Annotated in this window: 9 protein-coding genes; 6 read left to right on the top strand and 3 right to left on the bottom strand. The window is 73.9% G+C overall.

The features are described 5' to 3' along the window. Positions 1-125: 125 nt before the first annotated feature. From prfB to ABZ937_RS09160, 3 genes are all read right to left on the bottom strand, one after another. Positions 126-1,232 (bottom strand): peptide chain release factor 2, encoded by a 1,107-nt coding sequence (gene prfB / locus ABZ937_RS09170; protein ID WP_361687894.1) that lies wholly within the window; start codon positions 1,230-1,232, stop codon positions 126-128. A gap of 67 nt (positions 1,233-1,299) precedes the next feature. After that, positions 1,300-2,526 carry a serine/threonine-protein kinase gene (locus ABZ937_RS09165; RefSeq protein WP_361687891.1) on the bottom strand — a complete coding sequence of 409 codons (1,227 nt, stop codon included), beginning with the start codon at positions 2,524-2,526 and terminating at the stop codon, positions 1,300-1,302. Between the two features lie 139 nt (positions 2,527-2,665). Then, positions 2,666-4,360: a serine/threonine-protein kinase gene (locus tag ABZ937_RS09160; protein WP_361687888.1), complete on the bottom strand. Its 1,695-nt coding sequence runs from the start codon at positions 4,358-4,360 to the stop codon at positions 2,666-2,668. Positions 4,361-4,778: 418 nt separating this feature from the next. Here ABZ937_RS09160 and ABZ937_RS09155 point away from each other — a divergent pair, with 418 nt between their 5' ends. The 6 genes from ABZ937_RS09155 to ABZ937_RS09130 all read left to right on the top strand — a co-directional run bounded on the left by ABZ937_RS09155 (position 4,779) and on the right by ABZ937_RS09130 (position 16,919). Further along, positions 4,779-8,300, top strand: coding sequence for an FHA domain-containing protein (locus ABZ937_RS09155; RefSeq protein ID WP_361688579.1), 3,522 nt, complete (start codon positions 4,779-4,781; stop codon positions 8,298-8,300). 287 nt (positions 8,301-8,587) lie between these two features. After that, complete coding sequence (locus ABZ937_RS09150; RefSeq protein WP_361687885.1) at positions 8,588-9,967, top strand: ABC transporter substrate-binding protein; 1,380 nt, start codon at positions 8,588-8,590, stop codon at positions 9,965-9,967. Between the two features lie 70 nt (positions 9,968-10,037). Continuing rightward, positions 10,038-11,318: a sugar ABC transporter permease gene (locus tag ABZ937_RS09145; RefSeq protein ID WP_361688576.1), complete on the top strand. Its 1,281-nt coding sequence runs from the start codon at positions 10,038-10,040 to the stop codon at positions 11,316-11,318. Then, positions 11,315-12,223 carry a carbohydrate ABC transporter permease gene (locus ABZ937_RS09140; protein WP_361687882.1) on the top strand — a complete coding sequence of 303 codons (909 nt, stop codon included), beginning with the start codon at positions 11,315-11,317 and terminating at the stop codon, positions 12,221-12,223. The genes ABZ937_RS09145 and ABZ937_RS09140 overlap by 4 nt, the downstream gene beginning before the upstream one ends. A 155-nt stretch (positions 12,224-12,378) precedes the next feature. Further along, complete coding sequence (locus tag ABZ937_RS09135; RefSeq protein WP_361687879.1) at positions 12,379-14,592, top strand: bifunctional glycosyltransferase family 2 protein/CDP-glycerol:glycerophosphate glycerophosphotransferase; 2,214 nt, start codon at positions 12,379-12,381, stop codon at positions 14,590-14,592. Between the two features lie 125 nt (positions 14,593-14,717). Beyond that, on the top strand, positions 14,718-16,919 hold the full coding sequence (locus ABZ937_RS09130; RefSeq protein WP_361687876.1) for a CDP-glycerol glycerophosphotransferase family protein: 2,202 nt from the start codon (positions 14,718-14,720) through the stop codon (positions 16,917-16,919). The last annotated feature ends 6 nt before the right edge of the window (positions 16,920-16,925 follow it).

Here is a 16,925-nt window from a genome sequence, read left to right as displayed (position 1 = left end):
GGGCGTTGCGGGCGCAATGTCCGGTGGGGTGCCGTTTACGGGGAATTGAAGCCTGTGAGTGTGATGTAAAACCCAGACAAACGACAACTGCCGCCCTTCGGACGGCAGTTGTCATGTCGACAAAGTTACTTCTCCTGCTGCTTGCGCCAGCGAATTCCGGCCTCCAGGAACCCGTCGATCTCGCCGTTGAACACGGCCTCCGGGTTGCCCACCTCGAACTCGGTGCGCAGGTCCTTGACCATCTGGTAGGGGTGCAGCACGTACGAACGCATCTGGTTGCCCCAGGAGTTGCCGCCGTCGCCCTTGAGGGCGTCCATCTTGGCCTGCTCCTCCTGGCGGCGCCGCTCCAGCAGCTTGGCCTGGAGGACGTTCATCGCGGTGGCCTTGTTCTGGATCTGCGACCGCTCGTTCTGGCAGGAGACCACGATGCCGGTGGGGATGTGGGTGAGGCGCACCGCCGAGTCGGTGGTGTTCACGCCCTGGCCGCCGGGACCCGAGGACCGGTACACGTCGACGCGCAGCTCGGACTCGTCGATCTCGATGTGGTCGGTCTGCTCGACGACCGGAAGCACCTCGACACCGGCGAAGGAGGTCTGGCGCCGCCCCTGGTTGTCGTAGGGCGAGATCCGGACGAGCCGGTGGGTGCCCTGCTCCACGGAGAGGGTGCCGTAGGCGTACGGCGCCTGGACGGAGAAGGTGGTCGACTTGATGCCGGCCTCTTCCGCGTACGACGTCTCGATCAGCTCGGTCTTGTAGCCGCGCTGCTCGGCCCAGCGCAGGTACATGCGCTGGAGCTTCTCGGCGAAGTCGGCGGCGTCGACGCCGCCGGCCTCGGCGCGGATGTTGACGAGCGCCTCACGGGAGTCGTACTCGCCGCTGAGGAGCGTCCGGACCTCCATCTCGTCCAGCGCCTTGCGCACGGAGACCAGCTCGGACTCGGCCTCGGCGCGGGTGTCCGGGTCGTCCTCCTCCTCGGCCATCTCGAAGAGGACCGCGAGGTCGTCGATACGGCCGCGCAGCCCCTCCGCCTTCCTGACCTCGGCCTGGAGGTGGGAGAGCTTGCTGGTGATCTTCTGCGCCTCGTCCGGGTTGTCCCACAGGGACGGCGCGGCCGCCTGCTCCTCGAGCACGGCGATGTCTGCCCTCAGCTTGTCGAGGTCCAGGACGGCCTCGATCGACTCCATGGTCGAGGAGAGGGACTTCAGCTCTTCGGATACATCGACGACTGCCACGCCTTCCAGCGTAACGGCTGTGGCAACCTGCCTCGGCCGGTCCGGGGGCCGGAGCCCCCCGGGCAGGTCAGGGGGCCGATGTGCTGGTGCCGACCGGCGCCGGGTGGTCGTCCCCGTCGGCGGACGCCCACCACGCGCCGACGCCCACCGCCGCCGCCACCGCCAGCCCGGCCACGCCCAGCGTGATCCGGCGCCGGCGCACGGTGGCGCGGTGCCGGGCCGACCCCGGCCGCGGCGCGCCGGAGGTCCGAGGGGCGCGAGCGGTCCCGTGGGCGCCGCCGGCCAGCTCGTCCGGTCCCGGTACCCGCATCGAGGTGTGGGTGTCCCGGTTGGAGTCCGGCTTGGCGCCGGGCACCAGGGACACCGCGCCCCGCCGCCGTACCGGCTCACCGCCCGGTGCGGGCTCCGGCGCCGGCTCGGCCGCCTCGTCCTCGGCCGGCCCCGGCTCGTCCACGTCCAGCGGCGGCATCCCGGCCAGCATGGGCAGCTGCTCGCGCAGCCGCGCCGCCAGCTCCGAGGCGCGCAGCCGGGAGGCGGGGGCCTTGGCCAGGCACTGCACCAGCAGCTGCCACAGCTCCTCGGGGATGCCCGGCAGCGGTACGACGGTCTCGGTGACGTGCCGGCGCAGTACCGCGCCGGGGTGTCCGCCGCCGAAGGGCGTGAAGCCGGCCAGCAGCTCGTACAGGACCGTCGCCAGGGCGTAGATGTCCACGGCGGCCCGGGGCGGCAGGCCCTCCACGATCTCCGGGGCCAGGTAGTCCGGCGTACCGATGATCTTCGTGGCACGGGTCCGCTTCGGCGAGTCGATCAGCTTGGCGACGCCGAAGTCGGTGAGCAGCGCGGGGTGGGATCCGCCCGGCCCGAGCGGGCCCTGCATGTCGAGCAGGACGTTCTCCGGCTTGACGTCCCGGTGCACGACCCCGGCCGCGTGGGCCGCCGCCAGCGCGTCGGCGATGTCGGCGGCGATCGCCACGGCCGCCTCGGGGGCGAGGCGGCGCTCCCGCTCCAGCCGGGTGCGCAGGTCGGTGCCGCGCACGAGGTCCATGACCAGGGCCAGGTCGTTGCCGTCGACGACCAGGTCGCGCACGGTGACGATGTGCGGGTGCTCCAGGCCGAGCAGCGCGGTGCGCTCCTGCACGAAGCGTCCGACGAGTTCCTGGTCGGAGGCGAGGTCCTCGCGCAGCAGCTTGATGGCGACGGGACCGTCCGGCCCCTCGCCCAGCCACACCGTGCCGGCGCTTCCCCGCCCCAGGATCTGGTTCGCCGTGTACCGGCTGCCGATCTTCCGTGCCAAGACTGCTCCTACAGACGCGTGTTGTCGCTAAAACTACGCGTCGGACGAGCCAACCTTCACCGCGGAGACGGAAATCACCCGGCAGATGTCGACAAATCCCTAAACCAGCGATCAGTTTCCGCCGGTAACCCTCCGGCGGTCAGTTTCCGGACGAGCCGCCGAGATCCTTGATCCAGCCGCCGACCTTGCCGACCCACTCGCTCATCTGGTCCCAGTAGCCCTTGCCGGTCCCGATCCAGTCCTGCAGCGGGGTCAGCTCCCAGATCAGCCAGCTGGCCACGATCAGGATGACGATCGTGAACAGGCAGCCCTTGAGACAGCCGAGGCCCGGGATCTTCATCGGGTTGGCGCTGCGCTGCCGCGGCGCCCGGGGCTCGCGCGCGGGCCGCTGCGGCTCGGGCGGGGCGGGCGGCGCGTACCGCTGGGGCTGCTGCGGCGGGGCGTACTGCTGGGGCTGCTGCTGCGGATAGCCGTACCCGGGGGCCTGCTGCGGGCGCCGGCCGCGCGGCTGCGGCTGCTGCGGGCGGGGCTGCGGGGCCGGTCGCGGCTGCTGCTGGGGCCGGGGGGCGACCTGCCGCTGGGGGCGGCGGCGCAGCGGGTCCTCGTCCGGGTCCAGGTACTGGATCTGCGTCTGCTCGTTGCGGTCGCGGGCTGCCCGCAGCTGCGTCTGCCAGGGGTGCGGCTGGTCCGGCTGCTGCCCCTGCTGGCCCGGCTGCCCCTGCGGGACGGGCGGCAGGACGGCCGTCGGGTCCGCCGCGCCCGTGTTCGGCAGGACCGCGGTGGGGTCGGCGGCGCCGGCCGGGCCGCCGGTGTGCGGCAGCACACTGGTCGCGGCATTCGGGTCGTACGCCCCCTGCGGCGCGTTCGTCGGCAGCACCTGGGTGGGGTCGGCGGCGCCGGGCACGCCCGGGACGGCGGTCGGGGCCGGGTCGGGGGCGAGCAGCGCGCCGACGCCCTCGGCCGCGGCGATCTGCGCCGCGTTCGCGTGGACGCCGATGCCCTCGGCGACGACCCGCAGGCCGCGCGCGAGGTTCTCGGCGCTCGGCCGTTCGTCGGGGTTCTTGCGCAGACAGCGCTCTATGACCGTCCACAGCGGGTCGGGGACGGTGGAGGGGCGGCGCGGCTCGGCGCTCAGGTGCTGGTGCAGGACCTCCAGGGCGGTGCCGCCGGCGAACGGCGGACGGCCGGTGACCAGCTCGTAGAGCAGGATGCCGGCGCCGTAGATGTCGACGGCGGAGGTCTGCGGGCGGCCCTCGGCGGACTCCGGCGCGACGTACGCGGGCGTGCCGACGAACTCGTGGGTGCGGGTCAGGCCCGGGGAGTCGGCGAGGCGGGCGATGCCGAAGTCGGTCAGCATCGGGTGCATCTGCCCCTCGTACTGCATGAGCAGCACGTTGGCGGGCTTCAGGTCGCGGTGCACGATGCCGTCGGCGTGGCTCACGGCGAGCGCGTCGGCGATCTGGGCCGTCATCAGCGCGGCGGCGACCGGGGTGAGGGGGCCGTTCTCGCGCAGGTAGCGGTGCAGGTCGGGACCGTCGACGAGGTCCATGACCAGGGCCAGCAGGTCGCCCTCGACGACCAGGTCGCGGACCCGGACGATGTTCGGGTGGGTGAGCCGGAGCAGGACGGAGCGCTCGCGCAGGAAGCGCATCACGATGTCCGGGTCGCTCGCCAGCTCCTCCTTGAGGACCTTGATCGCGACCGTCTCTCCCGGCTGTCCGGGCACGGCCGCCTCGGCGCCCGCGGTCTCGCGCTGGCGGGCACGCCAGACGGTGCCTGTGGCGCCGCGTCCGAGCGGCTCCTCAAGCAGGTACTTGCTGCCGACTGGCCGCACGTCACGCGCTCCCTGCTGGTTGCTGTTGGTTGCTTGGCTGCATTCAGATGTTCCGACCCACTGTAGTGCCGTGCTCCAGAGCACTACGTACGCGTTCCCGAGCATGTTCGGGGCATGTTCCGAACGTGTTCGGGGAGTTCGACGGGAAGACGCGTGTCCCGGTCTCCCGGTTGCCGGGACCGGACGTGACCGATCTCAACTGATCGCCGGTGGGGTACTGGTCAGGCACTTTTGGGGGCAGAGCCGACCAATCAAGATCACTTGTGCCCGGGTCCCGGGCGCGTTGTCAGTGGCAGGTGCGAGGATGCCCTCAGCAGCCCGCTGGGACGGCTCCGGCGGCTACTGGCCGACGTGTTGGCGCGGGGCGGGGGGAAGTCCGCGCCCGCGCAGACCCGCGCAGAAGGGACCGCTGACGCCGATGCAGATCCGGCTGACCGTCGTAGACCCGCTCGGTCCGTCCCCGCAGCGGGGCCGCGCCGCGAGCCGCGACGTGCTGGTCACGGCGCCCGCGGGCACGGAGCTGGCCGCGGTCGCGTCGGCGCTGGCCGGGGCGGTCACCGGCGAGGTGGGCGCGGGACGGGAGGCGGGCGGCGCGTCCGTGGTGCTGTACGCGGGCACGGAGCGGCTCGACCCCCGCCGCAGCACGCTCGGCGAACCGCCGCTGGTCGACGGCGCGGTGCTGTCCCTGGGCGCCCCGGCGGCCCCCGAGCCGCATCCCGAGCTGGACGACGCCCCGACCCAGCTGCACGTGGTCGCGGGTCCGGACGCGGGCGGGGTCCATCTGCTGCACGGCGGCCGGATCACCGTGGGCCGCTCCGCCGACGCCGACGTCCCGCTGGACGACCCTGACGTCTCCCGCCTGCACTGCGCGGTCACCGTCGGCGCGGACGGCCGGGTCTCGGTCGCCGACCTCGGCTCCACGAACGGCACGTCGCTGGACGGCGTGCGGGTGACGGACCGGCCGATACGGGTCCCCTCCGGAGGCCTGCTGCGGATCGGCGAATCCGCCCTGCGGGTCACGCCGTCCGGGGGGCCCGGAATGCGGGTCGCGACGGTGGCCGACGGAGAGGGATGCGTACGGGTCGCCGTGGGCACCGGCGCGGGGGGTTCCGCCGGCGTGGCGGCGCCTTCGGCGGGCCCGGGGTGGCCTGGTGATGGTGCGGGGGCCTCCTCCGCCGGTGCGAGGGCTTCCTCGACCGGTGCGGGGAGCCGGGGCGAGCTGCGGGCGCCGGGCGGTGCGGCCGGTGGCGGTCCCTATGGCTCCTCCGGCGGCGCGCATCACGCCTACGACTCCTACGACTCCGCCGGCTGGGGTTCCTCCGGTGCCGGCGCGGGGGCCCAGGAGCACCGGCGCGGGCAGTCCCCGGTGGTGCCGGGGCAGGCCGGGGCGCCGAGTGTGGAGAGCCGGGGCGGTACGGCGTCCGGCGGGGACACCCACGCGGGACGCTTCGGCGTCGGCGGGCCGGGCGGGATGCCCGAAGCCGCGTACGACGCCCCGTACGCCGAGGAGACGGGCGGGCGCAAGGGCACCCCGGTCAGGGGCACCGACGCCCCGCAGGGCACCCGTCGGCGCGGGCTCGGGGCCTGGGCGCGCCGGCTGGCCGGCGGGCGCGGGGAACAGCCGGCCGGCCCCGAGTCGTACGACCGTACGGTCCCCCGGGCCGGCGGCGCCCCGGCGGCCGGCGTCCCGCGGCAGCCGGAGACCTGGCCGGACCCGGCCGCCCTGCTGCTGACCGCGCTGGGTCCCGGACCCCGGCTGTGGGAGCGCGGGCCCGGACACCCCGAGGCGCTGACCGTGCGGCTCGGCACGGCCGACCGGAGCGCACCGGACGGCTCGGGCCTGCTGCCGGCCGTGCCGATGACCGCCGCGCTGCGTGAGGCGGGCGCACTGGGCCTGGCCGGTCCGCGCCCCCGGCTGTCCGGGCTGGCCCGCGCGGTGCTCGCCCAGCTCGCCGCGCTGCACTCCCCCGACCTGCTGGAGATCGTGCTGATCAGCGCGGACCGCGCGCGGCCGGTGGCGGACCGTACGGCCGAGTGGGCCTGGCTGGGCTGGCTGCCGCATGTCCGGCCGGGGCACGGCCAGGACTGCCGTCTGCTGCTGGCCTACGACCGGGAACAGGCGGCGGCCCGCACGGAGGAACTCCTGCGCCGGGTGGACGACCTCGCGGCGACGGGCCGGACCACGGCCCACCCCGCCGCGGCACGCGGCACGGACCCCGCGCCGTCCGCCACGCCCGGCGTGCCCGCCCCGAGCACCCCTTCCGTGCCCCTCCCCCCTCCCGGCCCCGCCGACAGCACCGGATACGCCACCGGCACCACCGCCGCCATACAGGCCCCCACCCGCCGTCCCTCCTGGGCCAGGGAAGACGTCGGTGCTATCACCGGCGGCCACGCCGGGCCCTTCACGGTCGTCGTCGTGGACGGTGATCCCGGCGGGACGGCGCTGCGGGACTCTCTCGCCCGGCTGGCCGTGGCCGGGCCGCGGGCCGGGATCCACGTGGTGTGTCTCGCCGAGACCGGGACCGCCTCGACCGACGCGCCGACGCGGACGTACGAGGACGCGTGCGCGGTGACGCCGACGTTCCGGCACTGCGGTGCCGTCGCGCTGCTCAGCGGGGATGTCGCCGGCGCGCTGCAGCTGCTGCGGGTCGCGCCGAGCGGTCCCGTCGGCCCCGGCGCGCTCGCCGCCGTGGACGCCGTCTCCGCCGCCTGGGCCGAGCGGTTCGCGCGGGCGCTGGCGCCGCTGCGCCCGGACGGCCCGGCCGGTGAGCCGTACGCGCGCGTGGCGGCGCCGCTGCCGCAGTCGGCGCGGCTGCTGGACGAGTTGGGGCTGGCCCGGGCCACCCCTGCGTCGCTGATGGCGCGCTGGGCGGACGCGGCGGACGACAGGGAGTCGCTGGGCGGGCGGGCGCGCGCGGTGCTGGGTGCCGGGCCGCGCGGGCCGGTCACCGTCGACCTCGTGGCCGACGGACCGCATCTGCTGGTCGAAGGGCCGGCCGGCAGCGGCCGTACCGAGCTGCTGCGGGCCGTGGTCGCCTCGCTGGCCGCCGCGGAGCGGCCGGACCGGCTGGCCCTGGTGCTGCTCGACGGCCGGGACGGGGTCGGTGCGGGCGCCGGGCGCGGTGAGGGCCTGCGGGTCTGCACGGACATACCGCACGCGACCACGCACCTGATCGCCAACGACCCGGTGCGCATGCGGGAGTTCGCCCAGTCACTGGCCGCCGAGCTCAAGCGCCGGGCGGAGCTGCTGGGCCGGACGGACTTCGCGCAGTGGCACGCGGGGCACGAGGTGTCCGGCCGGATCGTCGCCCAGCGCACCCCCTCGGCCTCCGGTGCCTCCTCCTCCGGTGACATAGAAGCGCCGCCCAGCTCCACCCTGCGGCTGCGGCCGGGCGCCGCGGCCCGGCAGCGTGCCGGGGCGGCGCCGCCGCTGCCCCGGCTGGTGGTGGTCGTCGACGACCTGGACACGCTGGTCTCCCCGCCGCTCGGCTCGCCGGGCCGGCCCGCCGCCGGCTCGGTGATACGCGCGCTGGAGGCGGTGGCCCGGGACGGCGAGCGGCTCGGTGTGCACCTGGTGGCGGCGGCCGGGGCCGGCGGTCGTACGGCGGAGTCGGAGCCGGCGCGCCGGGCCGCCCTGCGGGTCGCGCTGGACGCTCCGCAGCCGGGGCCGGACCAGCCGGCGCCGGGCCGGGGCGCGCTGGCGTACGCGGACGGGCGGACCGTGGGCTTCCAGGGCGGCCGGGTGACCGGCCGTATCCCGCGCACCGCGACCCAGCGGCCCACGGTCGTCCCGCTGGACTGGCAGCGCATGGGCGACCCGCCGGCCCGCCGGCCCGTGCGGGAGCTGGGCAACGGCCCGACCGACCTGGCCCTGCTGGCGAGCGCGGTGGAGCGGGCGGCCCGGCAGGTCTCGGCGGCAGAGGTGCCGTCCCTCCTCTAGCGCGCCGCCCGCCGGCCGTCCCTCCTCCAGCCGTCCCCTCCCGGCACCCGTCCCCCTCGGTCCCGTCCCTCCTCCAGGTGAACCTGCCGTCCCCCGGACGATCCGGCCGTGCCCCCGGTCGCCGGAAACCGGTACGCATACACCCCCGGTCACGAGCCGGTCACGATGCGCCGGTCGACACCGCAGGCGCTCTTGCCCGCCCTCAGCGGCCCGGCGTACACCGGACCGCACGGGACAGAGTTCTGACGTTCAACGACGCTCAACGGAGAACGACGAACGGGGAAGTGATGCGCAGCAAGAGCAGCACGTTCCGGACAGACAGGGCCGCCACCACACTCGCCGCACTGCTCGCGGGAGCCCTCGCGCTCACCGCCTGCTCCAGCAGCGACAACGACAAGAAGGGCGGCGGGGAGAAGAGCGGCCCGGCCACCGGTTCCACCGTCACCCTGCCGAAGCTGGACGGCGCGCAGTTGGAGGTGGCCGCCGTCTGGACCGGCGCCGAACAGGCCAACTTCAAGAAGGTCCTCGCCGAGTTCGAGAAGCGCACCGGCGCGAAGGTCACCTTCGTGCCCGCGCAGGACCCGATCATCAACTTCCTCGGTTCGAAGATCGCGGGCGGCCAGCCGCCGGACGTCGCGCTGCTGCCGCAGCCCGGCGCGATCAGGCAGGCCGTGCAGAAGGGCTGGGCCAAGCCGACCGGGCCGGAGGGCCAGAAGGAGCTGGCGAAGAACTACACGCAGGGCTGGCAGGACATCGGCAAGGTCGACGGCAAGCAGTACGGCGTCTACTACAAGGCCGCCAACAAGTCGCTGATCTGGTACAACGCCAAGGTCTTCGAGAACGCGGGCGCCCAGGAGCCGAAGACCTGGCAGGACCTGCTGACCGCCTCGCGGGCGGTGTACGACTCCGGGGTCACGCCGTTCTCGGTGGCCGGCGCGGACGGCTGGCCGCTGACGGACTGGTTCGAGAACGTGTACCTGTCCCAGGCGGGGCCGGAGAAGTACGACCAGCTCGCCCAGCACAAGATCAAGTGGACCGATCCGTCGGTGAAGCAGGCGCTGACCACCCTCGCCCAGATCTGGGGCAAGAAGGACTACCTGGCCGGCGGCCAGGGCGGCGCGCTGCAGACGGAGTTCCCGCAGTCGGTCACCCAGACCTTCACCGGCGGCGACCAGCCGAAGTCCGCGATGGTCTACGAGGGCGACTTCGTGCAGGTCAACATCGGTGAGACCAAGGCGAAGGTGGGCACGGACGCGAAGGTGTTCCCGTTCCCGGCGGTCGGCTCGGCCGCGCCGGTGGTCTCCGGCGGTGACGCGGCCGTGGTCCTGAAGGACTCCAAGGCGGCGCAGGCCCTGGCGACCTTCCTCGCCTCCCCGGACGCGGCGACGATCCAGGCGAAGCTCGGCGGCTACCTCTCCCCGAACAAGAACGTGCCGGTGTCGGCGTACCCGAACGAGGTGCAGCAGAAGATCGCCAAGGCCCTGATCGCTTCCGGCGACGACTTCCGCTTCGACATGTCCGACCAGGCCCCGCAGGCCTTCGGCGGCACGCCCGGCAAGGGCGAGTGGAAGGACCTCCAGGACTTCCTGAAGAACCCGAAGGACGTCGCGGGCGCGCAGGCGAAGCTGGAGAAGGACGCGGCGGCGGCGTACGGGAACGGGGGCTGATCCGGCCATGGCGTCGGCAGCGGCGGCCGGGGCTCCACCGGGCCCCGCCGCGCCCCGCAGTCGCAAGAGCGTGACCGGCACCCGCAGGACCGTGGCAGCGCTGTTCCTGCTGCCCGCCCTGGTGCTGCTCGGCGCGCTCGTGGTCTACCCGATCGGGTACTCGGTCGTCCGCAGCTTCTACGACTCCTCCGGTGACTCCTTCGCCGGCGTCGACAACTACAGGACCCTCTTCACCGACGACGGCATCCGGACCGCCCTGAAGAACAACGTCATCTGGGTGGTGTTCGCGCCGACCGTCTCCACGGCCCTCGGTCTGGTCTTCGCGGTGCTGACCGAACGGGTCCGCTGGGGAACGGCGTTCAAACTGGTCGTCTTCATGCCGATGGCGATCTCGATGCTGGCCGCCGGGATCATCTTCCGGCTGGTGTACGACCAGGACCCGGACAAGGGGGTCGCGAACGCGGTGTGGGTGGGCGTGCACGACACGTTCGCGCAGTCGTCCGCGTTCCCGAAGGCGCACCCGGGCCGCGACTCGCCCCTCCAGCCGGACGAGGGAGGGTTCATCACCAGGGCGGCCGTGCGCGCCGGCCAGCCCGTCACCCTCCCCCTCGTCGGCGTCGCCCCGGACCAGTTGCCGGACGGTGCGAAGAAGGCCGTCGCCGCGCGGCCGGAGCCGGGGAAGGTCACCGGCACCACCTGGCAGGACTTCACCCGCGGCAGGGGCGTCGGCAGGCTCGGCGCGCCCGATCCGTCCGAGGTGGGCTACGCCGGGATGCGGATCGAGGCGGTGAAGGACGGCAGGGTGGTCGCCTCGGCGAAGGCGGCCGGCGACGGCACGTTCACGCTGCCCGCCGCGGCCGACGGGGCCCGTCTCAGGCTGCCCGCGAGCAACTTCAAGGAGCCGTACAACGGGGTCGAGTGGCTCGGTCCGGCGCTGGTCACCCCGGCGATCATCGGGGCGTACGTGTGGATGTGGGCGGGCTTCGCGATGGTGCTGATCGCGGCCGGGCTCGCGGGTGTGCCCCGGGAGCTGCTGGAGGCGGCGCGGGTGGACGGCGCCACCGAGTGGCAGGTGTTCCGGAAGGTCACCGTGCCGCTGCTGGCCCCGGTGCTGGCGGTGGTCGTCGTCACGCTGATGATCAACGTGCTGAAGGTGTTCGACCTGGTGTTCATCATCGCGCCGGGCTCGTCCCAGGACGACGCGAACGTCCTCGCGCTGGAGCTGTACCGCAAGGGCTTCGCGGAGGGCCGGCCGGGCATCGCGAGCGCGATCTCGGTGTTCCTGCTGCTCCTGGTGATCCCGGTGATGCTGTTCAACATCCGCAGGCTGCGGCGGGAGGTGCGGCGATGACGGCGACCGCCGGAAGCATCGGGAAGGCCGAGCCGGCCCGGACGGCCGGGGTCAGGCAGTCGGTCGGCTCCCGGCTCGCCGAGAAGCTGGGCGGCGGACTGGTCCGCGTGCTCCTGATCGTCGTGGGCCTGTTCTGGCTGGTGCCGACGATCGGCCTGCTCGTCTCCTCGCTGCGCTCGCCCCAGGACATGAGCGCGGGCGGCTGGTGGACGGTGTTCTCCAAGCCGTCCCAGCTCACCGTGGACAGCTACCAGAAGCTGCTGGAGAACTCCGACATCACCAACTCCCTGGTGAACACGGTGCTGATCACGGTCCCGGCGACCGTCCTGGTCGTCGTGATCGGGGCGCTGGCCGGGTACGCGTTCGCGTGGATGGAGTTCCCGGGCCGGGACTGGTGGTTCCTCGGCGTGGTGAGCCTGCTGGTGGTGCCCGTGCAGGTGGCGCTGATCCCGATCGCCGAACTGTTCGGAAACATCGGGCTGTTCGGGACGATCCTCGGGGTGATCCTGTTCCACACCGGCTTCGGTCTGCCGTTCGCGGTGTTCCTGCTGCGGAACTTCTTCGCGGAGATCCCGCGGGAGCTGCTGGAGGCGGCCCGCCTGGACGGTGCCGGTGAACTCCGGCTGTTCGCACGGGTGGTGATGCCGCTGGGCGGGCCGGCGATCGCGAGTCTCGGCATCTTCCAGTTCCTGTGGGTGTGGAACGACATGCTGGTCGCCCTGGTGTTCACCAAGTCGGGCACGCAGCCGATCACGGTCGCCCTGCAGACGCAGGTACGGCAGTTCGGCAACAACATCGACGTCCTGGCGCCCGGCGCGTTCATCTCCATGGTGATCCCGCTGGCCGTGTTCTTCGCGTTCCAGAAGCAGTTCGTGTCCGGGGTGATGGCGGGCGCGGTCAAGTAGCCACGCGAGAAGCGGGTTTCGGGGGGCGGGCCGTCAACGGCCCGCCCCTTCCCGTTCACCGGGCATCCCCCGAATGCCGTAGGGGTCCGTAACCAAGTCACCCCATCGGCCGTTGCCGGGCAGAACGCCCGCGCCGACCGACCCATGGATGCCCCTTGCCCAGGTTCAGTGTCATTGTCCCCGCGTACAAGGTCCAGGCGTATCTCTCCGAGTGCCTGGACTCGGTGCTCTCGCAGTCGTACCCCGACCTGGAACTGATCGCCGTGGACGACTGCTCGCCCGACGCCTGCGGCGCGCTCATCGACGAGTACGCGGCCCGGGACGCGCGCGTGAAGCCCGTGCACCTTCCCGAGAACCAGGGTCTCGGCCGCGCCCGGAACGCGGGCATGGCCGAGGCGACCGGCGACTACCTGGTGTTCCTGGACAGCGACGACACGCTCACCCCGGACGCGCTGCGGGCCGTCGCCGACCGGCTGAAGGAGACCGGTGACCCGGACGTGCTGGTCTTCGACTACGCCCGCACCTACTGGGACGGCCGCGAGGTGCGCAACCGGCTCGCCGCCCAGCTCACCGAGCAGGGCCCGGCGCCGTTCCGGCTGGAGGACCGGCCGGGGCTGCTGCGTGTGCTGATGGTGGCCTGGAACAAGGCGTACCGGCGGGAGTTCGTCCAGGCGCACGCGTTCGCGTTCCCGCCGGGCTACTACGAGGACACCCCCTGGACCTTCCCGGTGCTGCTGACGGCCGACACGATCGCCACCCTGGACCGGGTGTGCGTGCACTACCGGCAGCGCCTGCAGGGCAGCATCCTCGGCAGCACCAGCCGCCGGCACTTCGATCTCTTCGAGCAGTACGACCGGGTGTTCGCGTACGTCGACGAGCGGCCCGAACTGGCCCGGTGGCGGCCGGAGTTGTTCCGGCGGATGATCGACCACTACGCGAACGTGTACCGCATGCGGGGCCGGCTGCCGCGCGGCACCCGGGCCGAGTTCCTGCGCCAGGCCCGTACGCGCTGCCGCCGCCACCACGTGCCGGGGACGCGCCTCAGGCTGCGGCACACCCTGGTCCGCTTCGGGCTGCACCGCACGTACCGGACGCTCCAGCTCGTCTCGGCCGTCCGCCGGCGCGCGCTGAAGTCCGCGGTGAAGCTGGCCCGCGCGCTGCGCACGGCCGCGCTCCAGCTGCACTACCGTCTCCAGCTGCGGCTGCCGCTGCGCTCCGACCGGGCGGTGTTCGCCGCGCGGGAGGGCTATGGCGATCCGGCCGCGCTGGAGGAGGCGTTCCGGACGTACGCCCCGCGGACGGTGACGGCCTGGGTCGCCCGGCGCGGGCAGGAGCACGCGGTGCCGCCGGGCCCGCGCCCGCTGACGCCCGGCACGGCCGCCTACTGGACGGCGCTGGCCCGCTCCCGCTACCTGGTCAGCGACGCCGGCTTCGAGGGGCGGCTGCGGAAGCGGCCCGGGCAGGTCTTCGTGCAGACCCGCCAGGGCACCCCGCTGGGGCACGCGGGCCTCGATCTGCAGGAGCGCCCGGCGGCGGCCCGGGGCACGGACTTCGCGGAGCTGCTGCGGGAGGCCGGCCAGTGGGACTACGTCCTGTCCGGCAACCGGCACACCACCCTGATCCGGGAGCGGGTCCACCCGGGCCGCTACACCACGCTGGAGTACGGGCTGCCCCGCAACGACGTCCTCCAGCGGGCGACCACGGCGGACGTGGCCCGGCTGCGCTCCGCGCTGGGCGTCCCGGAGGGATCGGTCGCGATCCTGTACGCGCCCGCGCACCGCGACCACCGGCGCACCCAGCTCCCGCTGCTGGACCTGGAGCGGATCGTGCGCCGGCTGGGCCCCCGCTTCCTGATCCTGGCCCGCACCCCCACGCCCACCGCGGGCACCCGGATCGTCGACGTCTCCGGTCACCCGGACCTGGCCGCCCTGTGTCTCGCCTCGGACGCGTTGCTCACCGACTACGCGCCGGTGATGTTCGACTACGCGGGCCTGGACCGGCCGATCGTGGTGCACACCGAGGACTGGGCGGCGTACGAGGCGGCCCGTGGCGCCTACTTCGACCTGCGGGAGTTCCCGCCGGGCGCGGTGGCGCGCAGCGAGGACGAGCTGATCGACATCTTCGCCACCGGGCACTGGCGGGGCTCGCGTTCGGCGCAGCTGCGGGCGGCGTTCCGGGAGCGGTTCTGCCCGTGGGACGACGGGCGCGCCGCCGAGCGGGTCGTACGACGGGTGGTGCTGGGCGAGACGGAGCTGCCGCCGGTGGTGCCGCTCGCGCACCGGCATCCGGTGCCGTCGGCCTGTGCACGGTCGCCGCTGGCCACCGTGCCGCAACCCGGCGGCCCCCGCCCCGTCACCGAGAGCCGCTGAACACCGTTGGTCCTACCGGGAGTTCCCATGCCCCTCGGCTCGACGCGGCCCACCCCGAGCCGGCCGTCCACCTGGCGTCCGGCGGGACGGCCCGGCCGCGTCCGCAAGACGACAGAAAGAACCACATGCCCCGCTTCAGCATCATCGTCCCCTCCCACGGGGTCGCCGGCCGGCTGTCCCAGGCGCTGGACTCGGTCCTCGGCCAGTCCTTCGGCGACCTCCAGCTGATCCCGGTCTGCGACGCCCCCGACGCCCCGGCCGCCGCCGTCGCCGCCGGGTACGCGGAGCGGGACTCCCGGGTGACCCCCGTCCACTCGCCGCCGTCCGCCGGTCTGAGCGGGGCCCGCAACGCCGGGATGCGCGCGGCGACCGGCGCCTATCTGCTGTTCCTGGACGGCGACGACCTGCTGCTGCCGGGCGCGCTCGCGGCGCTGGACGCCCGGCTCACCGAGACCGCCGGCGTGGATGTGCTGTATGCCGAGCACGAGCGCGCCCCGTGGTGGGAGGGCGAGCCGACGAACCCGGCCGCGCCGCTGCTCGCCCAGGCCCCGGACGGCGCCTTCGCCCCGGACGCCCTGCCCGCGCTGACCGGCGTCCAGCTGCCCGCGTGGAGCGCCGCCTACCGCCGCGCCTTCCTCACCGAGCACCGACTCGCCTTCCCCGACGGCCACTTCGCCGATCTCGGCTGGGGCGGGCTGGTCGGAGTCGCCGCCGAGCGGATCGCGGTGCTGCGCCGGACGGTCGTACGGCACCGGCTGCGCCGCCAGGGCAGCCGGCTCAATCTGCCCGGGCCGCACCAGCACGCGCTGCTGGACCAGGTGGAGCGGGTGCTGACGCGGGCGGCCGAGCGCGGCCTGCCGGCCGAGCGGACCGGGCCGCTGTTCGACCAGCTGTTCGCGGTGGTGCTGAAGACGGCGTCCCGGCCGGAGCGGCTGCCGTCCGGGCACCGGGCGTTCTTCCGCCGCGCGGCCGGCCTCTACCGACGGCACCGGCCGGCCGGTCACCGGGTGCCGGTGGGCAGCCTGGGCGTGCAGCACCGGCTGCTGGCGGCGGGCGCGTACGCCGCGTTCCGGGCGCTGCGCGGCGCCAACCACGCGGCCGGCGGCGCCGCCCGGCGGCTGCCCCGCCCGCGCATGCTGCGCACCCGGCTGCGCTACGCCCGTGACCTGCGCCGCCCGCTCGACCCCCACCTCGCGGTGTACTGCGCGTACTGGGGCCGCGGCTACGCCTGCAACCCGGCCGCGATCCATGCCAAGGCCCGCGAACTCGCCCCGCACATCCGGTCGGTGTTCCTCGTCGAGGCCGGCCAGGAACACACGATGCCGAAGGACGTCGAGTACGCGGTGATCGGCTCCCGCCGCTACTGGGACGTGCTGTCCCGCGCCACGTACCTGATCAACAACGCGAACTTCGCGGAGGGCGTCGTCAAGCGGCCCGGCAGCGTGCATCTGCAGACCCAGCACGGCACCCCGCTGAAGACGATGGGTGTGGACCAGTCGACGTACCCGGTGGTGGCCGCGCAGACCGGCAGCTTCACCAAGCTGCTGGGCCGGGTGGACCGCTGGGACTTCAACCTGTCGTCCAACCGCCACTCCACGCAGATGTGGGAGCGCGCCTTCCCCGGCTCCTACGAGCATCTGGAGTACGGCTATCCGCGCAACGACGTCTACTACACGGCGACCGCCGAGGACGTCGTGCGCATCCGCCGGGAGCTGGGCGTCCCGGACGGCAGGACGGCCGTGCTGTACGCGCCGACCCACCGCGACCACCACACCGGCTTCGCGCCCGGCCTGGACCTGGAGGCGTTCTGCGCGGCGGCCGGCGAGGACGTCGTCGTGCTGCTGCGCGCCCACTACTTCTACGACCGGGGCCGCTGCTCGGGCTCGGACCGGATCATCGACGTGACCGCGCACCGCTCCGCCGAGGACGTGTGCCTGGCCGCGGACGCGCTGGTCACGGACTACTCGTCCATCATGTTCGACTACGCCAACCTGGACCGGCCGATCGTCGTGTACGCCGACGACTGGGACGTCTACCGGGAGACCCGGGGCGTCTACTTCGACCTGATGGCCGAGCCGCCCGGACCGGTCGCCCGGACCCCGGAGGAGCTGGCCGCCGTCTTCCGCGACGGCTCGTACGCGGGCCGCGAGTCCGGGGCGCTGCGGGCCGCGTTCCGGGAGCGGTTCTGCCAGTTCGACGACGGGCAGGCGGCCGAGCGGGTGGTACGGCGGGTGCTGCTCGGCCAGCCGCCGGAGGCGGTCCCGCCCGTGATCCCGCTCGCGGAACGCATCCCCGCCCCCGCCGCCGCGACCCTCGTGAGGAGCTGACCCGCC

Origin of the sequence: Streptomyces sp. NPDC046727 (assembly GCF_040645635.1) — a bacterium.
GTDB lineage: Bacteria > Actinomycetota > Actinomycetes > Streptomycetales > Streptomycetaceae > Streptomyces.
Note: the sequence above shows the minus strand (reverse complement) of the source record. Positions and strands in the feature narration are given on the sequence as shown.